The following is a 26323-nucleotide window of genomic DNA, read 5'->3' as shown; positions in this document are numbered from 1 at the left end:
CTATGTATGATATTTTATTAATTCAATAGATTTGGGAAAAAAATGATGACGATTGACAGATAGTTGGGCGTGGTTTTGGCTTTGATATCGCATGGGCGGAGGACCACCATAACCGGGTTCTTCCCGGTTATGGTCATATGGCAGGATTAATCCGGGAGTATTCTAACGGCACCCTTATCTGCTGATGCTGCAAACAGGGCATAGGCTTTCAGAGCCTTTGAGACCGTGCGATCCCTGTCACGCGGTGTGAAAGCAGTGTCACCATTGGCCTGCTCCTTTTCCTTTCTTTCGGCCAGCGTTTTATCATCCACAGCCACGTTGATAGTCCTGTTGGGGATATCGATCTCGATGGTATCACCATTCTCCACCAGCCCAATGGCCCCTCCCGCTGCTGCTTCTGGAGAGACATGGCCGATTGAGAGCCCGGAGGTACCGCCGGAGAAACGTCCGTCGGTAATGAGCGCGCATTCGGCTCCAAGGTGGATCGATTTCAGGTACGATGTGGGGTACAGCATCTCCTGCATGCCAGGCCCGCCTTTCGGACCTTCATAGCGGATGATAAGGGCATCGCCGGCCTTTATCGCTCCACCCAGGATCGCTTCACAGGCCGCATCCTGGGATGAGAAGACCCGGGCGGTACCGGTAAATTTCAGAATGGACGGATCGACACCAGCTGTTTTAACTATACAACCTCTTTCTGCGATATTGCCGAACAGGACGGCGAGCCCTCCGTCGGTTGAGTAGCAGCCTTCAAGGTTACGGATGCAGCCTGCACTCCTGTCGAGGTCTTGCTCCTTGAACCGGCTGGACTGAGAGCCCATGACCAGGTTCAAACCTGCAGAGGCTGGGGCGGCGCTGTACAGATCCTCGGCGTCCTCGGTATGACTGTCGCGAATCAGGTCGAATGTATCAAGTGTGTCTTTCAGGGTTGGGTTGTCGACACGGCTGACAGAGGTATCAATCAGTCCGGCACGGTCGAGTTCACCCAGGATGGACATGATACCGCCTGCCCTGTGCACGTCTTCTATATGGTAGGCTGAGGACGGCGAGACCTTGCAGAGTACCGGGACCTTTCTGGATAATTCATCGATGTCGTTCATGGTGAAGTCGACTTCCGCTTCGCTGGCGATGGCCAGCAGGTGCAGTACGGTATTGGTGGAACCTCCCATGGCGATATCAAGCGCCATAGAATTCATAAAGGCAGCCTTGCTGGCAATGGAGCGCGGCAGCACAGAGCTGTCCTCATTTTCATACCAGGCCTCGGCCATCTTCACGATGCGTCCGGCTGCCTCTTCAAACAGGCTTTTCCGATGGCTATGGGTGGCCACTACGGTGCCGTTACCCGGCAGAGCCATTCCCAGTGCTTCGTTGAGGCAGTTCATGGAGTTGGCGGTGAACATCCCGGAACAGGAACCGCAGGTCGGGCAGGCGCACCGTTCCACCTGCTCGATTTCTGAATCACTCACCGATTGATCGGCAGCCATGACCATGGCATCTACCAGGTCATAACGTTTATCACCATCCACACCGGCTTCCATGGGACCACCGGAAACGAAAATGGTGGGGATGTTCAGGCGCATGGCGGCCATCAGCATGCCGGGGGTGATTTTATCGCAGTTGGAGATGCAGACCAGGGCATCTACCGTGTGGGCGTTGCACATGTATTCAACACTATCGGCTATAAGCTCGCGTGAAGGGAGTGAATACAGCATGCCCGAGTGACCCATGGCGATACCGTCGTCGATGGCAATGGTGTTAAATTCAGCTGCGAAACATCCCTGTGCCTCTATCAGTTTCTTTACGTGCTGACCTATTTCGTGCAGATGAACGTGCCCGGGTACGAACTGGGTGAATGAGTTGGCGATGCCGATAACAGGTTTACGGAAATGTTCCTCCTTCATTCCGTTTGCCCGCCAGAGACTCCGGGCACCGGCCATTCTTCTTCCTTGGGTCGTGGTTGCGCTTCGCAGTTGTATTGCCATTAGTTACACCTTGTTGTAGCGGAAAAGCTGTCCGAGAAATTTTTCCGAATGCTTTTAACATGAAAAAATGATTGAAATTCTTGCTGTTTTATAGACAATATACTATGAAAGTGAGGGTTATTGCACATTTTTTCCGGAGACTGTCATGAAAAAGACTGAAATTGAATACTGGATTACAGCCATGCTGGAGTCCCACAGCAATGTATCCGACCTGAATATTACGGTGGGAAAGACACTGCAAGTAGAGTCGGCTGGTAGGCTCGTTCCGGTTGAGGTTCAACCGGCCATCAAGGAATTGACGCCGTTTCAAACAGAAACATTTGCCCTCAATCTGATAGGTAATAACCGCCGCTTATTGCGGGATCTTGTTGAAAACGGATCCTGCGATCTTTCGTACTCCCTGTCCGACAAGGCTCGTTTCAGGGTTAATATCTTTACCCAGAAGGGTTATTTTACAACCATTCTGAGAAAACTTGAAACGGACGTACCGTCTATTGAGGGCATGCAGTTTCCTGACGCTTTCGGTGATATGGCGGGTGAACTGAACGGGCTGGTGCTGTTTACCGGTGCGACCGGTACCGGTAAAACCACCTCGCTTGCAGCCCTTCTGAACCGGATCAACCAGACCCGACCGGTCCATGTGGTTACCCTTGAAGATCCTATTGAATATGTTCACAAGCAGCATATGGCGACTTTCAACCAGCGTGAAATGGGGAACGATTTTTCCACCTTTGGTGTCGGAATGAGGGCCGCACTCAGGCAGGCCCCCAAGGTTATCCTGGTTGGTGAGATGCGGGACAGGGAAACAATGGAGATCGGTATGACCGCGGCGGAAACGGGTCACCTTGTCTTCTCGACCCTGCATACCATCGACGCCGGTCAGACTATCAACCGTATTCTCGGCATGTTTGAGCAAGAAGAGCAACCGCAGATCCGGCACCGCCTGGTGGATTCGATCCGCTGGATCGTTGGACAGCGTCTGTTGCCGAAAATCGGCGGTGGACGTGTGGCTGCCATGGAAATTTTACGAACCAGTCTGCGTGTCAAGGATCTCATCCTGAATGGTGAATCCGAAGAGAAGACTTACTACAATATAATCAAGGAAGGTGCCGCACTCCAGATGCGGACTTTCGACCAGCATATCCTGGAACTGTTCAGTCGTGGCCTGGTTACAGAAGAAACGGCTATAACATATTGTTCACAACGAAACGAAATCACCCGCGGACTTGACAGGTTGAAGGCGGAGCGCGGTGAGGCGACCTCAACTCTCCAGGGGTTGGGCATGGAAGAAGAAGAGGAAAACCCCTATCTGCGATAGAATCAAATTTTCAGTCTTATTTTGCATTAATAAATGCTACGCGAGGAGAACATGATAGTAACCTGCCCTCATTGCAATAAACAGCTCAAGTTCAGTGATAAGTTCAAGGAAAACCTGCAGGGGTTGAAGCCGGGTCAGAAGGTGAAGATCAAGTGCACCAAGTGCGGTGAGCCTTTTGCCTTGGATTCTACCATGTTTGGTAAAGGCGGCGGTCGACCATCCGGTCCACTGAAGGTCTCTCCTCCTGAACCGCCTGATGTCTCATGGCTTGAGGAAGGGGTGTATGAAGACAGTGACGTGGTTGAGGAGATTCCCCTGGCACTTGTCATGGTCCCTGAAGTGAACGGTCGGGATGAGGTTATCAAAGCGGTGGAGGGGCTGGGATACCGGGCGGAAGTCGCAAAGAGCGGCCGGGCCGCCATGGAAAAAATGGAGTTCGTAAACTATGCCAGTGTCATGCTTCATGACGATTTTGAACCGGGAGGCCTTGAAAACGGACAGTTTTATGCCTATCTTCGTAATATGAGCATGTCAAAGCGCAGATACATCTTTTTTGCGCTTATAGGCAAGGAAATGAATACCCTGTACGATTTGCAGGCCTTGTCGTATTCTGCCAATATAGTGGTTAATGATAATGATGTGAAGTATTTAGGTGTGATTTTACGCAAGGCTATACCTGACTATGAAAATCTCTTTGGTCCGTTGATGGAAGAGATGCGTATATATGGCAAGTAAAGAGGAATAAACAACCTGCTTGTCGCTTCTTTAAGGCCGACAGAGACAGCCATTTATCCGGGATTACAGGATGAATGGCTGTCTCTGTCGGCCGTGTTACTTATTTATAATGAAAAAACTTATCGGGCATGCCCGGAAAAAGCTGGCAACACTTGCCCGTTCAACACTGTTAAAACGAAAATCCTCCGACAGTCAGAAAGGAATTGATGCAGAACAGTCAACAACTGGTGTTGAAAAACAGGAAACTCTTCCTCCCCCAAACGTTGATGCTGCTCCGGTTGATCCTGTACAGCCTGTGCGAAAACCGGGAACCCGCTCTAAAAAGCCACGTTGGACCCTGGAGGAATTTCAGGTAACTCCTAAAAAGGGACAGGTCCGGTTTCACGATTTTGACCTTCCCCTGACGGTTATGCATGGCATTGCCGACGAACAATTTGAATATTGTACCCCGATCCAGGCCAAGGCATTACCATTAGTGCTCGATGGCGGTGATCTGGTTGGTAAGGCTAATACCGGAACCGGGAAAAGTGCAGTCTTCCTGGTTGCTATTTTTTCAAGACTCCTGAATAACCGTAAAAGGAGTGGCAAAAACGGAGCCCCCAGGGCGCTTATAATCGCACCGACCAGGGAACTCGTGATCCAGATTGCAAAGGATGGCCGCAAACTTGGAAAGTACACCAATCTGCGTATTGAGCCAGTCTATGGGGGGGCCAACTACGAAAAACAGATGGATACCTTGCGGCATAAACCTGTCGATATTATGGTAGCCACACCGGGCCGTCTTCTGGATTTTGCTAACAAAAGAGTGATTTCTTTTGGGGACTGCAATATCATGGTTATCGATGAGGGTGACCGTATGCTCGATATGGGTTTTATCCCAGATGTTCGGCGTATCATCAGCCGGATTCCCTCCAAGGAGGAACGGCAGACCTTGCTTTTTTCCGCCACGGTTTCAGATGACGTGAAACGTCTCGCCTATCAGTGGTGTGTAAAGCCGCAATATGTTGAGGCCGAATCCGATCAGGTCGCCGTGGATGTGATTGATCAGCGGGTCTATCTAGTAACAACGGAAGAGAAGTACCCGGTACTGTATAATTTGATTCGCCAGCAGTCGGACGACAAAATCATGGTGTTTGCCAACATGAAAAGTGAGGTCCGGAAACTGAGCGAACGGCTGAACAGGGATGGTATAGAGTGTGTACTTCTCTCCGGAGATGTGCCACAGACAAAGCGGGAAAAACGGCTGGAGCGTTTTCGTAGCGGTAAGGTGAAAGTGCTGGTGGCCACGGATGTGGCGGGCCGGGGCATTCATATTGAAGGTATCAGCTTTGTGGTGAACTATAGTCTGCCTTTTGAACCGGAGGATTATGTTCATCGTATCGGCAGGACCGGCAGGGCAGGTGCAAGTGGCGTCTCCGTCAGTTTCGCCTGTGAGGAAGGGGCCTTTTACCTGCCCGATATCGAAGAGTACATAGGACGCTCGCTTCCCTGCAGTCCGCCGACAGATGAGTTGTTACAACCTGTTCCCGAGAGTAAAAAACCGACGCAGGCAATGAAGAGAAAGCCGGGTAATAGCAGGCCTCGGGGGAGAAGGCGAAAACCGCATACATCAAAGCAGCAGAAACCAGAGAGTAAAGCAGGATAGTTCGCAGTGCCCCTCCGGAATATTTCTTATCAATCCCAATCCGAAAAATCATGGACTATAAGAGTATCAGATCGTGGCAGCAGTTAGTGCTCATTTTTTTCGTTATGGTGCTGGCAGGTTGTTCAGACGAAACAGGGGAGCAGGGACAGAATACGAATCCTGTCCCGCCCCCGGCTCCTGCTGTCGAGGCACCTGCGCCAGAGCCCCACTATATTTCTGTCCTGCCCCAAGAGGCGTATCAACTTATTCAGAATAATCCTGAACTGATCGTTGTGGATGTACGTACCCCTGAAGAAAGAAAAGAGGCGAGGATAAAAGACTCCGTAGCTGTTTCCTTTATGGACATTGTAAAAGGTGATGAGACCCTGCCAAAGGATAAGCCGCTGCTACTGGTATGTGCGGTAGGGGGCAGGAGCTATGGCGCGGGGCTTTATCTGCAGAAAAGAGGATATCCCTTCCTCTATAACCTGCGTGGCGGGATCATGGGTTGGTACAAGGAAGGCTTGCCGCTGGTGACGGGCGAATAGTCAGGATGTCTCCTCACAGTTTTTTCCTCATGCCTTTTTCGAAAGATTATGGGGGTGTGTGGAGCGCCTGTGGTCGGAGTTTTCACGCAGCGGTTTATCTCCACTCCCCAGCTGAACTCTCCATACACCACCTTCTTTCCATGAGGGGGCTGAAAGTATTTCAGTGTTGCCAGCAGGTTATGTTTCTTGTTGAGGCCTCAACTGGAAAAAGAAAAATAATTTGCGATTAGTAGAGAGGAACATGTTGTTCTTGTGTTGAAAATCTGGTATAAAGTAATGTTCTAACGCTTAAAGGCGCTGTTTGTTGTATTCCAGGAAACAGCAAAAATCATAATGTGCAGGGATTGCCCGCACGCAACTTTCATTGGGGCACGGCCTTTCGAGGCTGGTGCAATACACACTCATATGACAGAAGAATTAAAATCAACCCAGACCAGTGGCGAAGAGCTGAGTTTTGCCGAACTCTTCGAGATGGAAGAAAACAACACCGTTGTTGCCGTTGGCGATGTCGCTATCGGAACCATCATCGGAACAGAAGACGATTACTTTCTTGTAGATGTCGGAGATAAGGCGGAGAGTTATATTGCCAAGTCCGAATTCCGTTTGGAAGAAGATCAGGAAGTAACAATCGGTGACACCTTTGAGGTGTTCGTCGAACGTCGTAAGGACGAAGGTGGACTCCTGCTTTCCCGTGAGAAAGCGATTGCCATCAAGGTTTGGGAAGACATCGCGAAAATCCAGGAAGATGACGGTACCATTGAAGGTAAGATCGAAAGTCGTGTCAAGGGCGGTATGTCTGTTGATATCGGCGTTCCAGCCTTCCTGCCATATTCCCAGATTGATCTGCGTCCGGTAAAAGACCTCGACGCACTGATTGGTGAGGCATACGATTTCAAGATTCTCAAGTTCAACAAGAAGAGAAACAACGTCGTTATCTCCCGTCGGGCAATCCTTGAGGAAGCACGTAACAAACTTCGTGAAGAGATGCGTTCCAAACTCGAGGAAGGACAGATCATCAGCGGTGCCATCACCAACATTACCGACTACGGTCTGTTTATCGACATGGGCGGAATGGACGGACTTTGTCATATTACCGATCTCTCATGGGGACGTGTTTCCCATCCAGCCAAGATGTACAAGGTTGGCCAGGAAGTTGAGGTTAAGGTTCTGAAGTACGATAAAGATAATGACCGAGTTTCCCTGGGTATCAAACAGCTCCGCGAAGATCCCTGGGAGACGGTTACCGATCGTTATCCGCTGAACGAGAAGACCACCGGAAAGGTTGTATCCATCACCGATTATGGCGTGTTCGTAGAACTCGAGGAGGGCGTGGAAGGTTTGATTCACGTATCCGAGATGACCTGGTCCAAGAAGCCGCGTCATCCTTCCAAGATGGTTTCAGTAGGTGACGCTGTGGAAGTCATGGTGCTCAACATTGAGCCTGAGACCAAGCGTATCTCCCTGGGTATGAAGCAGCTTCAGCAGAACCCATGGGATCTCGTTACCGAGAACTACCCGGTTGGCTCCGTTATAGAGGGCAAAATCAAGAACATCACTGACTTCGGTGTTTTTATCGGTATCGAGGAAGGCATCGACGGCCTCATCCACGTTTCCGACTTGTCCTGGACTGAGCGTATCAAGCATCCTTCAGAGAAATACTCAAAGGGTGAGACCATCCAGGCAGTTGTGCTCAAGATCGATCGTGAGAACGAGAGATTTTCTCTGGGCGTCAAACAGCTTGTTCCCGATCCATGGCAGGCAGCCTACAACAACTATCCTTCCGGAACCGTTGTTGAAGGTGAGATCACCAACGTTACAGATTTCGGCGTATTCGTGAAACTGGAAGAAGGTATCGAGGGTCTGGTACACGTCTCTGAGATCAGCAAGGACAAGGTCAAGACCCCGGTTGGTATGTATCAGGTCGGTGATGTCCTGAAGGCTATCGTTATTAACGTATCAGCCAAAGATCGTAAGATCGGCCTCTCCGTCAAGACCCTTGAGGGTGACGGTGAAGGTGGTGCTGAGGCATATAAAGCCGGGGATACTGTCGCAGACGACAATACACCATCAACCTTCGGTGATCTGCTCAAAGCTGCGCAGGAAAGCGGCGGTGCAGGAGACGAAGAAGCATAATCCGGCATTGTTGGTACGTTTTTGTAGATAAGGTTGTTTTGCCGGAGTGATTTGGCAAAACAACCTTTTTTTATAGATGAAGAACCAGGTGTACACCGGGCTGGCTGAGGCGGAATGTGCACCGCTTGTGGGTAGAAGAAGAGATGTTAAAGAAAGATATTGTAGATAAGGTAAGTGATCAGCTTTCACTGCAGAAGCAGGATGTAGCCCTGGCTGTGGATATAATTCTTGAAACTATGGTCAAGGCCCTGGAAGAAAAGCGCAGGATTGAGTTGCGTGGTTTTGGTTCTTTTTCCGTCAGGCAGCGTAAACCGCGTTGCACCAAGAATCCCCGAACCGGTAAGATGATGGATATTCCTCAGCGCAACACCTTGCACTTCACTATGAGTAAATCATTAAAAGAAGCACTGATTAAAGAAACGGCGTAACGTCGCCTTTACCCTCACGGAGGATTATGGGATAATCTCCCGTGAGGTCTATGAGAGAAGAAGGATCTGGATAAACAGGGCCGCCGTCGATAATAAGGTCGACCCTGTTGCCAATCATCAGATCTATCTCAAAAGGTTCTCCCGGTGGTGGTTCATCCTCTGCCGGGAGACTTGTATTGACGATGGGGTTACCCAGGACCGATATCAGCAGTTGGCTGATATTGTTTTCGGTAACACGTATACCCACTGTTTTCTGCTTCGTTACCATCACCTTGGGCACGATCTTGGTGGCCGGGAGTACAAAAGTGTATGGCCCCGGTAATGATTTTTTCAACAGCCTGTAGGCGGTATTCGAGACGTGAGCATATTTTGCAATATGAGTAAGGTCTGAACACATGAATGAAAACGGTTTGTTTTTTGGCCGGCTTTTCAGCTGGACGATCCGCTTGATGGCCTTCGAGTTGAACATGTCGCAGCCGATACCGTATCCTGTATCGGTAGGGTAGCAGATAACGGCCCCGTTTCGTAATCGGTCAGCCACCTGCTTCATGAGGCGTGGCTGGGGGTTAAACGGGTTTATTTCCAATAACATTATTAATTACATCCTTGATTGTTGAAGCAGGGCTCTTTGTATGTCCCTGCTGCCCCGGGCCGGAATTACCGGCGAACCTGAAGTGCATTTACACTCCTCACTACTGCCTCTATCCCTGAAAAGGAGGGACTATGTTACCAGATACAATTGAAACAGCACTAACTTTTGATGACCTTCTCCTTGTTCCGGCCGCATCGGAGGTCCTTCCCAACGAGGTTTCCCTGGCCACCAAGCTTACCGATACCATTTCCCTCAACACCCCCCTTGTCAGTTCGGCTATGGATACCGTGACCGAACACCGTACGGCGATTGCCATGTCACGTGAAGGTGGCATCGGTATTATCCATAAGAACATGTCGACCGAACAGCAGGTGCTCGAGGTTGAGCGGGTAAAAAAATCGGAATCGGGTATGATTATCGACCCGATAACGGTGAACAGAAACCAATCCGTTCGTGAAGTGCAGGAGATCATGTCCACCTATAAGATTTCCGGACTGCCCGTTCTCCACGAAGGCATGCTGGTGGGTATAGTAACCAACCGCGACCTTCGCTTTGTCTCCGATAGTGACCTGCGTGTATCAGACGTTATGACCTCAAAGAACCTGGTGACCGCAAAGGTTGGTATCGACCTTGAGCACTCCAAGGCGCTGTTGCATGAACACAGGATTGAAAAATTACTGGTGGTTGATGATAATGGTGCCCTCAAAGGCCTTATTACCATAAAGGATCTTGAGAAGATTAAGAAATATCCGCTGGCCGCCAAGGATGAGTTTGGTCGTTTGCTGGTTGGTGCGGCTCTTGGCGTGAGCGGTAATATTGAGGCAAATGCCGAAAAACTGCTGAGGGCTGGTGTTGATGTCGTCGCTATCGATTCGGCACATGGTCATTCCAGGGGGGTTATCACGGCTGTTGAACGGGTCCGTGGAGCGTTCCCTGATCTGCCGATCATCGCTGGCAATGTGGCGACAGAAGAAGCAGCAGAAGCACTTATCAAGGCGGGAACCAGTGCAGTGAAGGTTGGTGTCGGACCAGGATCTATCTGTACCACCAGGATTGTGGCCGGGATCGGAGTGCCGCAGATGAGTGCCATTCGCGATTGTGTTAAAGCGGGTAACAAACACGGAATCCCGATTATTGCCGACGGTGGTATCAAGCACTCCGGTGAATTGGCCAAGGCAATTGGTGCTGGAGCCCACACCGTCATGCTTGGTAGTCTCTTTGCTGGTACTGACGAAACACCAGGTGATACCTTTTTGTATCAGGGGCGTACCTATAAAGGATATCGAGGCATGGGTTCCCTTGGGGCGATGAGCCAGAGTGAAGGTTCTTCAGACAGGTATTTCCAGTCTGAGGTGAGTTCGACCTCGAAACTTGTACCTGAAGGAATCGAAGGAAAGGTCCCCTACCGAGGACCGATCATGAACGTCATCTACCAGTTGCTTGGTGGACTCCGGTCTGGTATGGGGTATGTAGGGGCCGGGACCATAGAGGAGCTCCAGCAAAAAGCTAAATTTGTACGAATCTCACCGGCCGGTTTGCGTGAGTCCCACGTCCATGACGTGATTATCACCAAGGAAGCACCGAATTACAGAACTGCATAACAGGAGCGGCAGTACCCCTGTCCGGCTGTTCATCGAAATAATGAGTTTTATAAAGAGAGCATATCCATGAATATTCATGATGAAAAAATTGTCATTCTCGATTTCGGCTCCCAAACGACCCAGCTGATTGCCAGAAGAATCCGAGAGCAGAAGGTCTATAGTGAGATCCATCCTTTTTCCATTTCCATTGAAAACTTGAGGAAGCTGGCTCCTACCGGGATTGTCTTGTCTGGTGGCCCCTGCTCAGTGTATGACAGTGATGCACCTCATTCGGATCCTGCTGTTTTTGAACTTGGAGTTCCCGTTCTTGGTATCTGTTACGGGGCGCAATTAATGGTTCAGCAGTTAGGTGGTGCGGTTGAAAAGGCTGATAAACGAGAATTCGGTAAAGCCGACCTGTCGATTGAGTTTACAGAAGGGCTCTTTGCCGGTCTTGAGGTTGGTGAAGGTAAACACCAGGTCTGGATGAGCCATGGCGACCGGATTGAACAGTTACCGGAAGGGTTTGAAACCACGGCTACCAGTGAACACTCTCCTTATGCGGCAATCCGTTATGCGGATAAACCCTTTGTCGGCGTACAGTTTCATCCGGAGGTTGCGCACACCCTGATCGGCAACGATGTGCTTCGCAATTTCATCTTCGGCATCTGTGGCTGTAGCCCGAATTGGACCATGCACTCCTTTATCGAGGCGAATGTGGAAGCAATCCGGGAAAAAGTTGGCAAGGACAGGGTAATCTGCGCGCTTTCCGGCGGTGTCGATTCATCGGTGACTGCTGCCATCGTTCATCGGGCCATCGGCGATCAGTTGACCTGCATCTATGTCAACAACGGCTTGATGAGAACAGGCGAATCTCAGTCCATACTCCGCTTCTTCAGGGAAAAAACCAAACTTAACGTCATCGATGTGGATGCCTCGAATTATTTTCTGAGTGAACTGGATGGCGTGATGGATCCGGAAGTAAAACGTAAACGGATCGGCCTTGGGTTCATTAAGATTTTTGAGGAAGAGGCACACAAGATCGGAGAGGTAGGATATCTGGCCCAGGGCACTCTCTATCCCGACGTTATCGAGTCTGTCTCTTTTCGCGGCGAAGCGCCGATTAAATCGCATCACAATGTGGGCGGGTTGCCCGAGGTGATGAAACTGGATCTGATTGAACCACTGCGCGAACTGTTTAAGGATGAGGTTCGTGAGCTGGGGCTTGAACTCGGTTTGCCGGAAGAGGCCATCTACCGGCAACCATTCCCCGGACCGGGGCTCGGTATACGAATCATGGGCGAAGTAACTGCTGAACGTCTCGATATCCTGCGCAAGGCAGATGTGATCGTGCTTGATGAGATGAGAAAACATGGTTTGTACCGCAAGGTGTGGCAGTCGTTTGCTGTGTTGCTGCCGATCCAGACTGTAGGTGTGATGGGGGATGGACGTACCTATGAGAATGTCATCGCTATTCGGGCAGTTGATTCCCGTGATGCGATGACAGCGGACTGGTCACGATTGCCGTATGATGTTCTGGGGGTTATATCGAGCAGGATTATCAATGAGGTAAGAGGGGTGAATCGGGTTGTTTATGATATATCGTCTAAACCACCTGCCACAATAGAATGGGAATAGAGAAGGCACTGCAGCAGCTCATCTCTGAACGATCAATCCCCGGCGCATAATTTTCTTATTGCGCCGGGGATTGTCTGTCCAGATTCGAACCACTGCAGCACATTATTTTAGGCGTTGAGACGGTTGGACCATTAGGTTGTTAGTTTTCGAGTGAACACTCATTACCTGCTGATTGCGGTGGAGCAAAAAATATGTTGAAAACGGGCATTTATGTTGATGCCGAGAATATCCGGCTGTGTGGCGGGTATGGTATGCGGTATGACGTACTGGTGGATCTGGCCAGTGCGGGTGATTCCACTATGTTACGGGCCAACTCCTATCTGGCTGAAGATCGGGAGCGGACGAAGGACGATGCCGAGTATCGGCAGAAGTTGTATCGATACCATGACGTGTTGCGGCAATGTGGCTTCAAGGTGATCAAGAAATATGTGAAGCATTTTGTCGATGATGAGGGGATCATCACTACCAAGGCCAATGCCGATATGGATCTGGCCATCGATGCGTTGCTGCAGGCCAGGAATCTTGACCGCGTTATCCTGTTAACAGGGGATGGGGACTTTATCCGGCTGGTCCTTGCCCTGCAGAACATGGGCTGCAGGGTTGAGGTGATCGGTTTTAATAATGTCAGCCACGAACTCAAAGAGGCTGCAGACAGTTTTCTCTCCGGCTTTCTGGTTCCCGGCCTGTTGCCGATATCCGGCAATAATGGTGAAGAACGGCAGCGTGGTTTTCCCATTAATTATAATCCGGACAGGGGGTTTGGTTTTATGCGTTATTATTGCCTGACCGCAAAAGGGCTTGAAGCGGAGTCTGTTTTTTTTCATTGTTCGAAAGCTGCTGATATAAATGATAATCTTTTTCTTGATTCCTCAAGAATTTTCGAGTTTACAATAGTTACCAATCCGGACAACGGTAATCGTACCGAGGCCTGGGATATCCGGATGTTGGAAGAGTAGCAGTTAGCCCGAATTTCTCTTCACCCTAAAGCGCCTCGACGTTTTCGCTTGTCTCTTTCGGGGCACCTTGGGTGAACAATGTGTATGGTTTGGTAACGGATGACGCAGTCCTGAATGCCCGGCAATGCCTGGAGTACAATCAAATCGAAATACTCTTCATGGGAAATTCGGATTAGAGGCAGGTGGGCTGCCGGGGTGGGACCGGTATGATTGGGTCCACTGCCTGTTACGATCTGTATCACCGGATTTGCTGCATATCCGGCCATCACGGGAGGATGCCCGTAGCATCCACACATCTGGCCATTTGGCTGCATCTATTTACAGTGAGGTAATGTATGAATTCGGGCAATATTGATTTCAGTTCAATCGATTACTCCGATTTGTTACAGCTTGGTATTCCCTGGTCGGGAAAGATCGTATCTGCTTTGCTGGTCTTTTGGATCGGGAAATGGCTGGCCAAGAAAATTGCACGACTGTTTGTGAAGATCCTGGAACGAAATAATGTCGATGTGACTTTGACAAAATTTCTCTACAATATCCTTTACTATATAATTATCGTTGCGGTTGTTATCGCTGCTGCAGGCCAACTCGGTGTTAACACAACATCTTTTCTCACTGTTGTCGGTGCAGCCTCACTGGCCATTGGCCTTGCCTTAAAGGATTCTCTGGGCAACTTCGCCTCAGGTGTAATGCTCATCCTTTTCCGACCGTTCAAGGTCAGTGATGTGGTAACGGTTGGTGGTGAAACCGGTAAGGTTGAGGAAATCACCATCTTTAATACAATTTTGAATACAGCCGACAACCAGCGCAAGATCATTCCAAACTCAATAATAAGCAGTGGTGTTATCACGAATATCACGGCCAACCCTGTCAGGCGGATTGATCTTATAGTTGGTATTGGTTACGACGACGATATTCGTGCTGCCAAAAAGGAACTTGAAAATATCCTGGCGGCTGAAGATCGTGTTTTAAAAGATCCAGCCTCAACTGTTGCGGTTTCTGAACTCGGTGCTTCCTCTGTTGATCTGGCGGTGCGGCCATGGGTCAAGACAGAGGAATATTGGGATGTGCGGTTTGATCTTGTCGAGAAGATAAAGATGACCTTTGATGAGAAGGGTATCAGCTTTCCGTATCCCCAGACTGACGTGCACCTGTTCAAACAGGAAGAGGCTGCCTGATAAACGATGGTATCCGGGGGCAGCATCGGCTTGAACGAGGCTTGTAAAATCTTTTTCGGGGACACGACGTTACGGTCCGTTCCACTGGGAAGTGGCAACATAAACGATACCTGGTTGGTGACAGCAGGAGAGAAACGGACGGTACTTCAGCGGATCAACGGCTCCATTTTCAGGAATCCTGAAAACGTTATCGCAAACTTTCGGAAAGTCACGGAACATATTAATGGCCAGCTTCAGGCTGGCGATTTCGATTTTATCTGTCCTGATCTTGTGCTGACCCGAGAAGGCCAGCCGGCGTACTGTGACAGCAAGGGGCAGTGGTGGCGGGCCCAGACATATATCGATCATGTCTCCCCGCCCGCCTCAGGGATAGACAGCCAATCGGCCTATCAGTTGGGAAGGGCACTTGCTACGTATCATCATCTGGTTTCAGACCTTGAGCCGGATTCATTAACAGAGGTTCTACCGGATTTTCATAATACTTCCAGATATCTGTCGGAATTTGATGCGGTCTGCGCGAAGGTGGCTCGCTCAGGTGTAGACGTACCAGCCGATTGTTTTCACTTTGTAAATAGCTACCGGTCGCAAGTCGAGACCCTGGAGCTTGGGTACGCCCAGGGAATTTTGACGAATCGTGTGATCCATGGGGATCCAAAGCTGGATAACGTAATTTTTGTTAAGAGCGGTGTGGCGTCTGGTCTGTTTGATCTTGATACGGTGGGATCAGGGCTGCTTCAACACGATTTGGGCGATTGTCTTCGCTCGGCCTGTAACAGGAGAGGTGAGTATTCAGACCCAAACAGCGTCCGTTTCGATTGCGATATCTGCCGCTCATTACTAAAGGGCTATGGGGAGAGTTGTCTCACACCGCTCAAAATACACGATAAACGCTATATTTTTGATGGCGTTTTCACAATTTGCTTTGAATTGGGGTTACGTTTCTTGACAGACCACCTGCGAGGAGATGTCTACTTCAAGGTTGCAGAACGAGGGGATAACCTGCTTAAATGCCGGGTACAGTTCGCGCTCGCGAAATCGATCCTGGCACAGGAACAGGAGATAAGGTCTCTGGCTGTTGCCCTGTAACGTTTCAGACGGAGATTGATTCTACTGAATAGAGATATTTCTCAATCACATCCTTCAAATACGTCTGCAACCCTATAAATTCTATACCGATCCGTATTTCGGTAGCAGTTTTTTTGATATTTTTGACAATCCCTCCCAACTCCTGGTCATCCTTTAACCCTGGCAGGAGACAGCGAAGCTGTATCCGGGTGTCGATGTCAAAGGCTGGTAGCTCCGCATTCCCCTTGATTTTGACCTGGCAGAGGCAGCCGAGCCCGGAAAGATCTACAAGAACACCATAGTATTCAGGCCCCTTGGGCAGGTGGATAGTGCAGGGGACGAAAATGGAAGTTCGTTTGGCCCGGCGTAGTTCATGAAAATGAATAACGGGCGGATAATTGAGAAAGAGCAACTGGGAGGGGTCGGTAATTGTTTTTAGCAGCACCGATTTAAACATGCAGAGTCGCCCCATGTGCACATATTTCACGATGACCCTGCTTTCGTTCTCCATGGCATTCTGGACAATGGAAAACGGTTGAGGTGTGGTGACAATGATATGTTGGTCGGGGACCATGCCTACCATGGTTGAAACCAGCGGGGTATCTATCTCGTCGAATTCCAGCTTGATCTTGGCACCGATATCAAGCGATATACGACTTCCGGAGGTAGAGATGTGCTTGAGGTCAAGCTTAGGCTTTTTGAGCAATTCCTGTTTCTCTTCCAGGCTGTCTCTTTCGTCTTTGAGCCTGAATGCTTCCATAATCAAGGAGATGAGAGGCTTTTTAATTGTTTTAGCGCGCTGGGAATTGAAATGAAGCAGTTCCACTTCACTGTTTTCCCAGGTGATGAGATCATAAATTGCGTCTTCGTTGGCAAGCTCACCAGCCTCCGCCGCTATAACCACTCCCTTACGGATAAATATCAGCCCTGTTTCATCTTTTTTGCTAATCCTCAGGGTACATGTTTTTTCCTCACTCTCCAGCATTTGCAGCAGACTGTGAATGGGGATACCCCGAACAGATCCGCTGGTCGATTCTTCGAGGACTTTGACGACCTGATTGACCAATTCTCCCGGATCGACGGGATGGCACAGGCATACACTGGCACCGGTTTTCATCACCTCCGGTACCTGGAAATGGTCCGGATTTAGGGTGGCGATGGTTGGTATGTGTGGGTATTTCCGAGTTATCTTTGCAAGGTTCTCAAGGCGAACCGGTCCGTCATCCGTGAGGTTGCAGATCATAAGGGATGCGTCAGAAGCTGCCAGGTTGATGCGGGCACCTTGCTCGTCTTCTGTCTTTGTGAGCGATATATCCGGCAGTGATGAAACCGCTTTTACAAGGGCATCCTGTCCGTCGAGATTGCCAATGAGGAGAATAGAGTTCATAGGTAAAAGTAGGATCCGATCAAAATGAATACAACAATTTGGTTATTTTTGGAAAATGTAGCTACGAAGTTCCTACTAGTATGCAGAAAAGTGAATGAAAATGCAAAAATTAATAGCGTAGATATTACTGGTTCTTTTGCTGCGATGGGTTCTCCTTGACGTAAATCGGTTTACCGGGCATGTTCAGTCGGATACTATCGCGGTGTACGATTTCGTTCCTTGTTCATTGTGGTAAACACAGACATGGCGTTTGCTGGAGAGAAATCCGATTGACGGAGAGGGCAATACCTCTAATTTGTCTTTATGACAGTTATCCCCAGGCTTTTATAGAGGCATTGATGAAACAATTTCAAGGATTATTGTTGTACCAGCAGGCCTGACGATGAGGGACTGGAGACAAATTTAAAAGTGAGAAAAGAGTAATGACAGAAAATTCTCCATATACCCTGAAGTGCAGCTCCAGTGAGAGCCGTGCCAGAAGGGGCGAGGTGAAAACCAGGCAGGGAACATTCCAGACACCAGTATTCATGCCGGTGGGTACTCAGGCAACGGTGAAAGCGGTTACTCCTGAAAACCTTTATGAGATGAACGCCCAGATAATACTGGGCAATACGTATCATCTTTTCATCAGGCCGGGGCACAAGTTGATAGAAAAGTTCGGCGGGTTACACAGTTTTATGAACTGGCAGGGCTCCATCCTTACGGACAGTGGCGGTTTCCAGATATTCAGCCTTAAGGATCTGGCCACTATTACGGAGGAGGGAGCAGCGTTTCGATCTCATCTTGACGGTTCAAAACTGTTTTTAAGCCCTGAAGATGCGGTTCAGGTGCAGCAGAGCCTGGGCTCGGATATTATGATGTGTCTCGATACCTGTATTCCCTATCCGGCTGAAAAGAAGGAAATTATAGAATCGACAGCGCTGACGACAAGATGGGCGGCACGGTGCAGGGCGGCGCACACCAAAAGGGAACAACTCCTGTTCGGTATTATCCAGGGAGGCATGGACCATACGTTACGCAAAAGGCATGTCGAAGAGCTGGCTGAAATCGGTTTTGATGGTTACGCCATTGGTGGCCTTAGTGTGGGTGAGGAAAAGGAGCTGATGTACGATATGACTGAAGCGACCACACCACACATGCCCGATGCCTATCCCAAATACCTTATGGGGGTTGGCACACCTGGAGATCTGGTGGAGGGCGTCTGGCGCGGCGTTGATATGTTTGACTGTGTGATGCCGACCAGGAATGCCCGTAACGGCATGTTGTTTACTTCCAGAGGAAGGGTGGTTATAAAAAATTCCCGTTATCGTGACGACATGGGACCACTCGACGAGGCATGCGACTGTTATACCTGTCGTAATTATTCGCGGGCCTATCTGCGCCACCTTTTTGTGAGCAGGGAAATTCTCAGCTATCACCTCAATACCATACATAACCTGCATTATTACCTCAACCTGATGGCAGGAATTCGCACGGCAATAGAAGAGGATCGCTTTGCAGCGTTTCGCAAAGATTTTTATGGCAGGCTTGAAACCGAGTGATTATGTTAGCAATCAATAATTATGGAGTGGTCCGGTTAATTTTACTTATTTATGACGGGATACACGAGAAAAGAAAATTTTAAGGAGGAATATTTATGGATGGTGCAGCCGCTGCGGGTTCTTTGGGAGCTTTCGGCAATTTTATCCCGCTTATACTTATATTCGTTGTTTTTTATTTTTTGTTGATCAGGCCGCAGCAGAAACAGGCGAAGCAGCATCAGCAGTTTCTGGCGGATTTGAAAAAAAATACCCGGGTTATGACCAAGGGTGGCATGTATGGTGTAATCACCAACATCGACAATAACGTACTGACCATTGAGATCGCAAAAGATATTGAGGTGAAGGTTTCCCGTGATGCCATCGCTTCTGCTGTCAACAAAGATGGAAGTGCAGTTACGACCGATAAGGCCGGCAAGGAAGTGAAGAAACCGAGTGGAGGTTGAGGCATTAAAGGTTGTTAACTTCTGCAGTTTGTAGAGAGAAATTTGAAGCCGCTTTATAAGATAAAATAAAGCGGCTTTTTTATTGGTGCAGTCTGGAAGTCATTATTGCATTGTGAGAGGAAATCGATATGGCTATTTATCTCGTTCAGCACGGACTCAGCTTATCGGAAAATGAAGATTCGGAACGGTCTCTTTCCGGGCAGGGAGTTGCAGATGTCAGACTGATCGGCGGAGTCGCCTGTAACTACAAAGTGGTGGTCGATACCATCTTTCATAGTGGGAAAAAGAGGGCCAGGCAGACAGCCGAATTGCTGGCTGAGTTTTTGAATCCCAAAAACGGTTGCAGCAAAAGGGATGGTCTTGGCCCCATGGATGATGTTATCTCTTTTGCAGATGAACTACACTGTGACAGTGATATGATGTTTGTCGGTCATCTTCCGTTTATGGAAAAGCTGGTTTCTGTTCTTATCACCGGCAGCTCCGATTATAAACCGTTTAAGTTTCAGAACGGAGGAATTGTCTGTCTGGATCGTGATGGGGATGGTTGGCATGTGAAGTGGGCTCTGATGCCAAATGTGGGATAGCTTTTGAGGGATTGAGCAGTAGCGAATGGCAAAGAAAAAATATTATGCAGTAGCAGATGGCAGGCAGACGGGGGTCTACACCGATTGGCCCACTGCTGAAAAGCAGGTGAAAGGTTATGGCGGGGCAAAGTTTAAGAGTTTTCCGACCCGTGATGAGGCGGAATCATGGTTAAAGGACCCGCAATACAGCCGGAAAAATAATTCAGAAAAGGTGAAAAAACAGGCAGCCGGAAGACAAGCTGCACCCGTCCCACCCGGTTCCATTGTTATCTATACTGATGGTGGTGCTATTAATAATCCCGGCCCTGGGGGCTATGGAATAATTATCTGTGACGGGGCTCAAAAGCATGAGCTCTCCGGTGGCTTCCGGATGACGACCAATAACCGGATGGAAATGACCGCCGCCATCCGGGCACTACGTGAAGTCAAGGGGACAACCAAACAGATTGTTTTGTATTCGGATTCGTCCTACCTGGTTAATGGAATTGAAAAGGGGTGGGCGCGTAAATGGCAGGCCAACGGTTGGCGCAAGGCGGATAAATCAGCAGCCCTCAATAGCGATCTCTGGGCCGAACTTCTCGAACTCATGCAGGATATTCGTGTCGAATTCCGATGGGTTAAAGGACATGCAGGAAATGAACTGAATGAACGGTGTGATAAACTTGCAGTTTCTTCAGCACGGCAACCTGGTTTACCCATCGATCACGGATATGAGGCGAAGTGATGGCGACAATCCGGCAAAAAATGATTGAACTGCTGCGTAACGAAGAGCTTGATGCTCACGACCTTTCCCAGATCTTGTCCATACGGGAAAAGGAGGTCTATGAACATCTGCCGCATATCGTCAAGAGTCTTGAAGCTGCCGGTGAGAAACTCACCATTCATCCCTATGTCTGTCTGACATGCGATTATGTTTTCAAGGATCGTTCACGCCTGAATAGGCCCGGTAAATGTCCCCGTTGCAAGGAAGGATCAATAAGAATGGCCACTTATGAGATACTGTAATGAAAGTAGATCATACTTTTCAGGTGGCTCTCAGGTCGCAGCTCGTTGTTGCATTATGAGCCACAAATGAAATACATCACCCTGGAAAACAGCAGCAGAATCCGTTATGAGCGTATTGACGGTGTTCAGGATAATCCCTGGCTGATATTCCTCCATGAGGGTTTGGGGTGTGTCGAGATGTGGAAGGATTTCCCGGCACAACTCTGTCTAAAAACAGGGTGTCCGGGGCTGGTTTACGATAGGTGTGGGTATGGCTATTCTTCACCGGAGGCGGGGACAAGGGGAATTGACTATATTCATAGTTATGCCTTGTTGGAATTGCCCCAGGTTATTCAGGCTATTCTGCCTGGCAAAAAACATATCCTGATAGGTCATTCGGATGGCGGAAGCATCAGTCTTGTTTATGCATCCAGGCCCCATCGTGGATTGTTGGGGATTGTGGTTGAGGCGGCGCATGTTTTTGTGGAACCGATTACCTTGCAAGGCATCCGGCAGGCAGATGAGGCATATGCGGAATATGGGCCCGGTAAGCTTGTTCGTTATCATGGAGTAAATACCGACACTGTATTCAGGGCGTGGGCCGACACCTGGCTGAGGGATTCGTTTGGGCAGTGGAATATCGAATCACTCTTGCCGGATATTACCTGCCCAGCTCTGGTCCTTCAGGGGGAGGATGATCAGTATGGAACCGACCGGCAGGTTAAGGCTATTGTGTCACAGGTAGCAGGTGAGGCGACGAAGCATATCTTACCTGGCTGTGGGCATGCACCGCATCGGGAGCAACCGGAAGTCGTGCTTGCACTGGTACGAAAATTCGTTAGCGACCTGGCGACAGCTCATCCTTCGTCTTAAAAGTTCCCTTGGGAGGGGATTATATTTATTACACAACAGCTTTGCGGTAGCCTTGAAGAAATCCTTCAACGGCTTCTTGGGGGGTTGCCCACGAGGTGACCAACCTGATGGCGGAATGGTTTTCGTCTATGGCGCTCCAGATGTAGAACTCAAAATCCTGTGATAACTTTTCAATGACCTGGTTGTCGATAACAGGGAAAATCTGGTTGGTCGGTGAGTCACGCCAGAAGGTGCAGCCCGCTTTGGCAAGTTGTTCTGCCAGATAGTTTGCCATGCTGTTGGCATGTTCGGCGAGCTGGAGGTAGAGATTATCTTTTAATAGTTCTTCAAACTGGATACCGAGTATCCGTCCTTTGGCAAGCAAGCCTCCCCTCTGCTTGATCAGGTAGCGAAAATCATCACCTAATTGTTTGTTGGCAATAACCATCGCTTCTCCAAGTAGCGCGCCCAGCTTGGTGCCGCCAATAAAGAAGGCGTCTGTCAGATTGTACATATCTTTCAGGGTGAGGTTTGCATTCCTGCAGGCGAGTGCGGCACCCAGACGGGCACCGTCAACATAGAGCAGAAGATTTCTTGAACGGCAATAGGCGTGGAGTGTTTCAAGCTCACTTTTTGAATAAACGGTTCCCAACTCGGTGGGATTTGAGATATACACCAGCCTCGGTTTCACCATATGCTCAAAATGGTGTTCAGCCAATACCGGTTCAATCAGTTCCGGGTGTATCTTACCTGTATCACTGTTGACGCAAAGCAGTTTATGGCCAGTGGCCTCAATTGCTCCCGCTTCGTGGGTTGCAATGTGGCCTGATATTGCACTGATACATGCTTCATGGGGGCGCAGGAACGAACTGATGGCAATCAGGTTGGTTTGGGTCCCGCCAGAAAGAAAGTGGACATCGGCTTCGGGGCCACCCACCAGGTCCCTGATAATGGATATGGCATTTTGACTGTGCCGGTCGAGTCCATATCCCTCCTCCTGGGTGGTATTGTATTTGAGTAACGCTTCCAGAATTCGTGGGTGCGCTCCTTCTCCGTAATCGTTTTTAAAGCTGTACATGGCGAGTAATCCTTTAAGCGTAAGCAGGTTTGGTCCTGTTGAACCTGGAAGTCTAGCTATATTTGTTGCTCATACTGCTGTCAACTAAAACCGTTTACAAATGGTTATTTCATAATCTGTATTGGTCAAAAAACAGAAATAGAATGATGGGGAGGAGCAATTTGTGAGAAGAGTTGAAGAATTCCGAGTTACAATTGGAATTATTTCTCTCCCCGAGATATACTACGATGTGTCAGTAGTGTGAAGTCAGAACGGCAGATTGATCAAGAAAACGAGTATCTCTTTTCTTCGCTCCTGAATGGATTTCGTCCTGTCTGTTTAATGAGTGTTCTTTTCTCCTTGTACGCCATAATTGCGGTTCATTATGAAAGCCTGAAAAAGGCAAAGCCAAAGGAGGGCAACTATGCCGGTAATCACTATTTCCAGAGGATCGTACAGTCGCGGTAAAGAGGTGGCCGAAAGGCTGGCAGAAGCGCTCAACTATGAGTGTATTTCCCGTGAGATCCTGGTGAATGCATCTGATCAGTTCAATATCCCGGAAATTAAGCTCAAAAAGGCGCTTCATGATGCTCCCACTGTGCTTGGGCGTTTTAGTAATGGACCGGAGAAATACATGAGTTTTTTCAAGACATCTTTGCTCTCCTGGATTACCAAAGGGAATATTGTGTACCATGGTTTGGCAGGCCATTTCTTTCTCCAGGACATTTCTCATGTATTAAAGGTCCGGATAAATGCCAGGATGGAAGATCGTGTCAGGGAGGAGATGAGAAGGGAGAATAGCGGGTCTGTGGATCAGGTTCAATTCAATCTGAAAAAGGATGATGAAGAACGACGGAGATGGAGTCTGAACCTGTACGGCAAGGATACCTGGGACAGTCGTCTTTACGATATGGTGCTCTGTGTTGATTCTCTTACCGTCGATGATATTGTAGAGATCATATTGAAAACAATACGGAAAAAACACTTTCAGGAGACAGAGGAATCGGTTGCCGAACTCCAGAGAAGGGCTATGCTGGCTGATATTGAATCGCAGCTTATTGCCCTATCGCCCAAAACCAGGGTTACATTGTCCGATGAAAAAACCATCGAATTGAGTGGGGTCAACGGTAAGCTGAAAAACGGTTCAACCCAGGAAGACTTCTCTAATAAGATGAAATCACAGTTTAATATCCAGCAGGTTCTCTATCGTGAAGCTGTTGCCAAAGGGCATATTAACAATTTTCATAATATAGATGTTCAATAAATGAAAATAGCCTGACGAAAAGAAGGATCTGATGGATTTCTGCTCAGTCAGATCCTTCTATTTTTTTGATCAGGATTGTTCTCTGTAGGTACCGCCAGGGGTACCATTTTCCTTGCTGCCAGTTGACGAATAGCGTAACATCCCCACTATTTTAATCGTTCCGGAAAATGCAGGGATTCGCCTGTCGTCTGCCATACCGGGAGTCGCTTCTTATCTTCACCCGGTGTCAATCATCGTTATGGAAAATAATTCCTCTTCAGTAGAGTTTGTTGCCCGAATTGCCTTGATCACCTCGCTGACTGCGCTAAGCATTGATTCCATGTTGCCTGCTTTGCCCGCTATCGGTGAATCGCTACAGGTCGATAATAGCAACAATTTGCCGTTGGTCATTACCCTGTTTATATTCGGAATGTTCTTTGGGGAATTGGTTTTCGGTCCTCTTTCGGACAGTCTTGGTCGAAAAAAAGCGATGACAATAGGAGTTTTGATATATTGTTGTGGAACCGTTGTGGCTATGGTTGCAACTTCGCTGGAATCTTTACTGCTGGGCAGGATGATTCAGGGATTTGGTGTGTCAGGGCCAAAGATTATTTCCCGTGCCATGATCCGGGACCGGTTTGAAGGACCGAGGATGGCGCGTGTCTTTTCCTTTATCATGACTGTTTTTATATGTATACCTATGGTTGCCCCCGCCCTTGGACAGTTCATCGTGAAGGTCTCGGGATGGCGGTCCATTTTTTTTGTCTTTCTTGTCATGGCGGTGGGTTCAACGGGCTGGATACTGATCCGGCAACCGGAGACCCTTCCTGCTGCTGACAGAATCCCGATCAGGATGAGGAATCTAACCCGAACGGCAAGCCGCATCCTCTCCCATCCATCTGTGCTTTGCTACTCGGTCACCGCTGGCCTTGTTTTCGGCGTATTCCTGCTCTATTTGAGTACCTCGCAGATCATGTTCGAGCAGATTTATGATAAGGGGGAAAGCTTCCCTGCATATTTTGCCTTGCTGGCATCCGGCTTCGGACTGGCGGCAATTCTTAACAGCCGATTGGTTATGAATTACGGGATGTATCGTCTCTGCTTTGGTGGTCTGGCCGGCTTGACCTGTTTAGGAGTTTTTTCCCTTGTGACAGGGCAAGACGGCTCACATTCATTTACTGTTTTTATGGCAGGTTGTTATTTTTTCATGTTTTGTGTAGGTGTTCTGTTTTCCAATCTGTCCGCCATGGCCATGCAACCGTTGGGAAAAGTAGCTGGATTGGGGGCTTCTCTGGTCTCGGCGGTGTCGAGCATATTGGCTGTTGTTATTTCAGTATCAGTCGGCAGGTTTTATGACAATACACTCTATCCACTATCGCTTTCCATTGTTTTGTGCGGGACATCCTCCCTTTGCCTGATCATCGTGGCACAAAAGGTGAAAGCAGAAGCGGTTGCATCGTCAGCCTGAAGAACTGTATACTACTTTCTTATGTTCATTTTCAATATCTGGTAGAGGTGCAGGTCACGAATCCAAACAATATTTCACTATAGGGTAATGTAATGGTCCTTAAAACCAACAGAGATAAAATTGTTGAGATGCTTTTGCAGTGTCAACCCGGTCAACCCCGGACGCGGGGAACCTTCCAGGTTGATCACAATGGTGCACCATTTCTCCTTCCGTCAATTGGCGGTATTACAACAAATGTTTTAGTGGGTGACTCAGCTTTCGGGCTTGCCGGAGATCATATTGAGCCTGGAGTGAGTTGTAATTCCAATAGCGAGAAAAGGATGGACTTCCCAAATGATTCCCTGCAGATGTATGGCTGTATCGGTAATAGGGCTGTGATCGTCAGTGGCAAGGCAGAAGGTGTCGAGGGCGTTGTGACGGGTAAGCACGGTGGTTCCGAACATTTGATGATCGATTTCCCGGTTGACGCTATGAAGCGCATGACCTACGACGACAAGATCATAGTCCACAGCCGTGGTCAGGGATTGGAATTAATAGATTTTCCCGGAATCAGACTGTTTAATGTTGATCCCGACCTGCTCCTGGGTATGGCCATTAGCCAGATGGATGGAAAACTCCAGGTACCCGTTACCACGCTCGCCCCTGCGGCCTGCATGGGGTCCGGAATCGGCTCAGCCCATGTAGCAAGCGGCGATTACGATATTATGACCAGCGATCCTGAATCGGTGGCGCAGTACAGGCTCGACAAGATTCGCTTTGGTGATATTGTGGCGTTGCTCGACCATGATAATGCCTATGGCCGGACTTACAGAAAAGGGGCGGTTTCTATTGGAATTGTGGTTCATAGCGATTGTCTTAAGGCCGGTCATGGTCCGGGTGTGACCACCATCATGACATGTACTGACAGCCTGATTGAGCCGGTGCTGGATGCGAAGGCAAACATTGCCGATCTCTTAGGTATCGGCAGGGCGAAGATTTGACCGGGAA

General features: G+C 48.9%; 24 protein-coding genes. 20 read left to right on the top strand and 4 right to left on the bottom strand.

Annotated features, from left to right (window positions below; all coding sequences use genetic code 11):
* Positions 1 to 146 precede the first annotated feature (146 nt).
* Positions 147 to 1982 carry a dihydroxy-acid dehydratase gene (ilvD, locus tag GA520_RS17645; protein WP_163337740.1) on the bottom strand — a complete coding sequence of 612 codons (1836 nt, stop codon included), beginning with the start codon at positions 1980 to 1982 and terminating at the stop codon, positions 147 to 149.
* A gap of 145 nt (positions 1983 to 2127) precedes the next feature.
* Here ilvD and GA520_RS17640 point away from each other — a divergent pair, with 145 nt between their 5' ends.
* From GA520_RS17640 to GA520_RS17615, 6 genes are all read left to right on the top strand, one after another.
* Complete coding sequence (locus GA520_RS17640; RefSeq protein ID WP_163337739.1) at positions 2128 to 3300, top strand: type IV pilus twitching motility protein PilT; 1173 nt, start codon at positions 2128 to 2130, stop codon at positions 3298 to 3300.
* 51 nt (positions 3301 to 3351) lie between these two features.
* Positions 3352 to 4035, top strand: a complete 684-nt coding sequence (locus GA520_RS17635) for a hypothetical protein (RefSeq protein WP_163337738.1) — start codon at positions 3352 to 3354, stop codon at positions 4033 to 4035.
* Positions 4036 to 4144: 109 nt separating this feature from the next.
* Entirely contained in the window at positions 4145 to 5680 is a 1536-nt protein-coding gene (locus tag GA520_RS17630; RefSeq protein ID WP_163337737.1) for a DEAD/DEAH box helicase, read from the top strand.
* A gap of 50 nt (positions 5681 to 5730) precedes the next feature.
* Positions 5731 to 6207 (top strand): rhodanese-like domain-containing protein, encoded by a 477-nt coding sequence (locus GA520_RS17625; protein WP_163337736.1) that lies wholly within the window; start codon positions 5731 to 5733, stop codon positions 6205 to 6207.
* A 405-nt stretch (positions 6208 to 6612) separates the two neighbouring features.
* Positions 6613 to 8340: a 30S ribosomal protein S1 gene (locus GA520_RS17620; RefSeq protein WP_163337735.1), complete on the top strand. Its 1728-nt coding sequence runs from the start codon at positions 6613 to 6615 to the stop codon at positions 8338 to 8340.
* Between the two features lie 143 nt (positions 8341 to 8483).
* Positions 8484 to 8768: an HU family DNA-binding protein gene (locus tag GA520_RS17615; protein ID WP_163337734.1), complete on the top strand. Its 285-nt coding sequence runs from the start codon at positions 8484 to 8486 to the stop codon at positions 8766 to 8768.
* On the opposite strand, the gene GA520_RS17610 is transcribed toward GA520_RS17615, so the two are convergent.
* A complete protein-coding gene (locus GA520_RS17610; RefSeq protein ID WP_163337733.1) occupies positions 8752 to 9360 on the bottom strand; it encodes an L-threonylcarbamoyladenylate synthase in 609 nt (202 codons plus the stop codon). The genes GA520_RS17615 and GA520_RS17610 overlap by 17 nt on opposite strands.
* A 131-nt stretch (positions 9361 to 9491) precedes the next feature.
* Between GA520_RS17610 and guaB the strand changes: the two genes are divergently transcribed.
* From guaB to GA520_RS17585, 5 genes are all read left to right on the top strand, one after another.
* A complete protein-coding gene (guaB, locus tag GA520_RS17605) occupies positions 9492 to 10961 on the top strand; it encodes an IMP dehydrogenase (protein WP_163337732.1) in 1470 nt (489 codons plus the stop codon).
* Positions 10962 to 11027: 66 nt separating this feature from the next.
* Complete coding sequence (guaA, locus tag GA520_RS17600) at positions 11028 to 12578, top strand: glutamine-hydrolyzing GMP synthase (RefSeq protein WP_205749253.1); 1551 nt, start codon at positions 11028 to 11030, stop codon at positions 12576 to 12578.
* A 191-nt stretch (positions 12579 to 12769) separates the two neighbouring features.
* Positions 12770 to 13534 (top strand): NYN domain-containing protein, encoded by a 765-nt coding sequence (locus tag GA520_RS17595; protein ID WP_163337731.1) that lies wholly within the window; start codon positions 12770 to 12772, stop codon positions 13532 to 13534.
* 335 nt (positions 13535 to 13869) lie between these two features.
* Complete coding sequence (locus tag GA520_RS17590; RefSeq protein ID WP_163337730.1) at positions 13870 to 14712, top strand: mechanosensitive ion channel family protein; 843 nt, start codon at positions 13870 to 13872, stop codon at positions 14710 to 14712.
* Positions 14713 to 14718: 6 nt separating this feature from the next.
* Positions 14719 to 15798 (top strand): phosphotransferase enzyme family protein, encoded by a 1080-nt coding sequence (locus tag GA520_RS17585; protein ID WP_163337729.1) that lies wholly within the window; start codon positions 14719 to 14721, stop codon positions 15796 to 15798.
* A 4-nt stretch (positions 15799 to 15802) separates the two neighbouring features.
* Here GA520_RS17585 and GA520_RS17580 read toward each other — a convergent pair whose 3' ends face one another.
* Entirely contained in the window at positions 15803 to 17164 is a 1362-nt protein-coding gene (locus tag GA520_RS17580) for a DUF4388 domain-containing protein (protein WP_163337728.1), read from the bottom strand.
* Between the two features lie 422 nt (positions 17165 to 17586).
* Here GA520_RS17580 and tgt point away from each other — a divergent pair, with 422 nt between their 5' ends.
* The 6 genes from tgt to GA520_RS17550 all read left to right on the top strand — a co-directional run bounded on the left by tgt (position 17587) and on the right by GA520_RS17550 (position 21589).
* On the top strand, positions 17587 to 18705 hold the full coding sequence (gene tgt, locus GA520_RS17575) for a tRNA guanosine(34) transglycosylase Tgt (protein WP_163337727.1): 1119 nt from the start codon (positions 17587 to 17589) through the stop codon (positions 18703 to 18705).
* Between the two features lie 95 nt (positions 18706 to 18800).
* Entirely contained in the window at positions 18801 to 19148 is a 348-nt protein-coding gene (gene yajC, locus GA520_RS17570; protein WP_163337726.1) for a preprotein translocase subunit YajC, read from the top strand.
* Between the two features lie 128 nt (positions 19149 to 19276).
* On the top strand, positions 19277 to 19732 hold the full coding sequence (gene sixA, locus GA520_RS17565) for a phosphohistidine phosphatase SixA (protein ID WP_163337725.1): 456 nt from the start codon (positions 19277 to 19279) through the stop codon (positions 19730 to 19732).
* A gap of 25 nt (positions 19733 to 19757) precedes the next feature.
* Positions 19758 to 20456, top strand: coding sequence for a ribonuclease HI (gene rnhA / locus GA520_RS17560; RefSeq protein WP_163337724.1), 699 nt, complete (start codon positions 19758 to 19760; stop codon positions 20454 to 20456).
* The gene (locus GA520_RS17555; protein WP_163337723.1) at positions 20456 to 20737 is read left to right on the top strand and encodes a transcriptional regulator; all 282 of its coding nucleotides are present in this window, start codon (positions 20456 to 20458) and stop codon (positions 20735 to 20737) included. Before rnhA ends, GA520_RS17555 begins: the two co-directional genes overlap by 1 nt.
* 66 nt (positions 20738 to 20803) lie before the next feature.
* The gene (locus tag GA520_RS17550) at positions 20804 to 21589 is read left to right on the top strand and encodes an alpha/beta fold hydrolase (protein WP_163337722.1); all 786 of its coding nucleotides are present in this window, start codon (positions 20804 to 20806) and stop codon (positions 21587 to 21589) included.
* 28 nt (positions 21590 to 21617) lie between these two features.
* On the opposite strand, the gene GA520_RS17545 is transcribed toward GA520_RS17550, so the two are convergent.
* Complete coding sequence (locus tag GA520_RS17545; RefSeq protein WP_163337721.1) at positions 21618 to 22646, bottom strand: low specificity L-threonine aldolase; 1029 nt, start codon at positions 22644 to 22646, stop codon at positions 21618 to 21620.
* Positions 22647 to 23049: 403 nt separating this feature from the next.
* On the opposite strand from GA520_RS17545, the gene GA520_RS17540 reads away from it, so the two are divergent.
* The 3 genes from GA520_RS17540 (at position 23050) to GA520_RS17530 (ending at position 26316) form a co-directional block, all read left to right on the top strand.
* Positions 23050 to 23889, top strand: a complete 840-nt coding sequence (locus tag GA520_RS17540) for an AAA family ATPase (RefSeq protein WP_163337720.1) — start codon at positions 23050 to 23052, stop codon at positions 23887 to 23889.
* 238 nt (positions 23890 to 24127) lie between these two features.
* Positions 24128 to 25336, top strand: a complete 1209-nt coding sequence (locus GA520_RS17535) for a multidrug effflux MFS transporter (RefSeq protein WP_163337719.1) — start codon at positions 24128 to 24130, stop codon at positions 25334 to 25336.
* Between the two features lie 92 nt (positions 25337 to 25428).
* On the top strand, positions 25429 to 26316 hold the full coding sequence (locus GA520_RS17530) for a DUF4438 domain-containing protein (RefSeq protein WP_163337718.1): 888 nt from the start codon (positions 25429 to 25431) through the stop codon (positions 26314 to 26316).
* Positions 26317 to 26323: the final 7 nt, after the last annotated feature.

It is taken from the genome of Desulfopila sp. IMCC35008 (assembly GCF_010646885.2).
In the GTDB taxonomy this organism is placed as follows: domain Bacteria; phylum Desulfobacterota; class Desulfobulbia; order Desulfobulbales; family Desulfocapsaceae; genus Desulfopila.
This window is presented reverse-complemented; position numbering and strand designations above follow the sequence as displayed.

What these genes read in the sequence shown, in the direction of transcription:
- GA520_RS17555 (WP_163337723.1), top strand. Translation starts at nt 20,456, where the DNA reads ATGGCGACAATCCGGCAAAAAATGATTGAACTGCTGCGTAACGAAGAG.
- guaB (WP_163337732.1), top strand. Translation starts at nt 9,492, where the DNA reads ATGTTACCAGATACAATTGAAACAGCACTAACTTTTGATGACCTTCTC.
- sixA (WP_163337725.1), top strand. Translation starts at nt 19,277, where the DNA reads ATGGCTATTTATCTCGTTCAGCACGGACTCAGCTTATCGGAAAATGAA.
- rnhA (WP_163337724.1), top strand. Translation starts at nt 19,758, where the DNA reads ATGGCAAAGAAAAAATATTATGCAGTAGCAGATGGCAGGCAGACGGGG.
- GA520_RS17590 (WP_163337730.1), top strand. Translation starts at nt 13,870, where the DNA reads ATGAATTCGGGCAATATTGATTTCAGTTCAATCGATTACTCCGATTTG.
- ilvD (WP_163337740.1), bottom strand. Translation starts at nt 1,982, where the DNA reads ATGGCAATACAACTGCGAAGCGCAACCACGACCCAAGGAAGAAGAATG.
- guaA (WP_205749253.1), top strand. Translation starts at nt 11,028, where the DNA reads ATGAATATTCATGATGAAAAAATTGTCATTCTCGATTTCGGCTCCCAA.
- GA520_RS17640 (WP_163337739.1), top strand. Translation starts at nt 2,128, where the DNA reads ATGAAAAAGACTGAAATTGAATACTGGATTACAGCCATGCTGGAGTCC.
- yajC (WP_163337726.1), top strand. Translation starts at nt 18,801, where the DNA reads ATGGATGGTGCAGCCGCTGCGGGTTCTTTGGGAGCTTTCGGCAATTTT.
- GA520_RS17540 (WP_163337720.1), top strand. Translation starts at nt 23,050, where the DNA reads ATGCCGGTAATCACTATTTCCAGAGGATCGTACAGTCGCGGTAAAGAG.
- GA520_RS17595 (WP_163337731.1), top strand. Translation starts at nt 12,770, where the DNA reads ATGTTGAAAACGGGCATTTATGTTGATGCCGAGAATATCCGGCTGTGT.
- GA520_RS17635 (WP_163337738.1), top strand. Translation starts at nt 3,352, where the DNA reads ATGATAGTAACCTGCCCTCATTGCAATAAACAGCTCAAGTTCAGTGAT.
- GA520_RS17535 (WP_163337719.1), top strand. Translation starts at nt 24,128, where the DNA reads ATGGAAAATAATTCCTCTTCAGTAGAGTTTGTTGCCCGAATTGCCTTG.
- GA520_RS17585 (WP_163337729.1), top strand. Translation starts at nt 14,719, where the DNA reads ATGGTATCCGGGGGCAGCATCGGCTTGAACGAGGCTTGTAAAATCTTT.
- GA520_RS17625 (WP_163337736.1), top strand. Translation starts at nt 5,731, where the DNA reads ATGGACTATAAGAGTATCAGATCGTGGCAGCAGTTAGTGCTCATTTTT.
- tgt (WP_163337727.1), top strand. Translation starts at nt 17,587, where the DNA reads ATGACAGAAAATTCTCCATATACCCTGAAGTGCAGCTCCAGTGAGAGC.
- GA520_RS17550 (WP_163337722.1), top strand. Translation starts at nt 20,804, where the DNA reads ATGAAATACATCACCCTGGAAAACAGCAGCAGAATCCGTTATGAGCGT.
- GA520_RS17630 (WP_163337737.1), top strand. Translation starts at nt 4,145, where the DNA reads ATGAAAAAACTTATCGGGCATGCCCGGAAAAAGCTGGCAACACTTGCC.
- GA520_RS17580 (WP_163337728.1), bottom strand. Translation starts at nt 17,164, where the DNA reads ATGAACTCTATTCTCCTCATTGGCAATCTCGACGGACAGGATGCCCTT.
- GA520_RS17530 (WP_163337718.1), top strand. Translation starts at nt 25,429, where the DNA reads ATGGTCCTTAAAACCAACAGAGATAAAATTGTTGAGATGCTTTTGCAG.
- GA520_RS17610 (WP_163337733.1), bottom strand. Translation starts at nt 9,360, where the DNA reads ATGTTATTGGAAATAAACCCGTTTAACCCCCAGCCACGCCTCATGAAG.
- GA520_RS17620 (WP_163337735.1), top strand. Translation starts at nt 6,613, where the DNA reads ATGACAGAAGAATTAAAATCAACCCAGACCAGTGGCGAAGAGCTGAGT.
- GA520_RS17615 (WP_163337734.1), top strand. Translation starts at nt 8,484, where the DNA reads ATGTTAAAGAAAGATATTGTAGATAAGGTAAGTGATCAGCTTTCACTG.
- GA520_RS17545 (WP_163337721.1), bottom strand. Translation starts at nt 22,646, where the DNA reads ATGTACAGCTTTAAAAACGATTACGGAGAAGGAGCGCACCCACGAATT.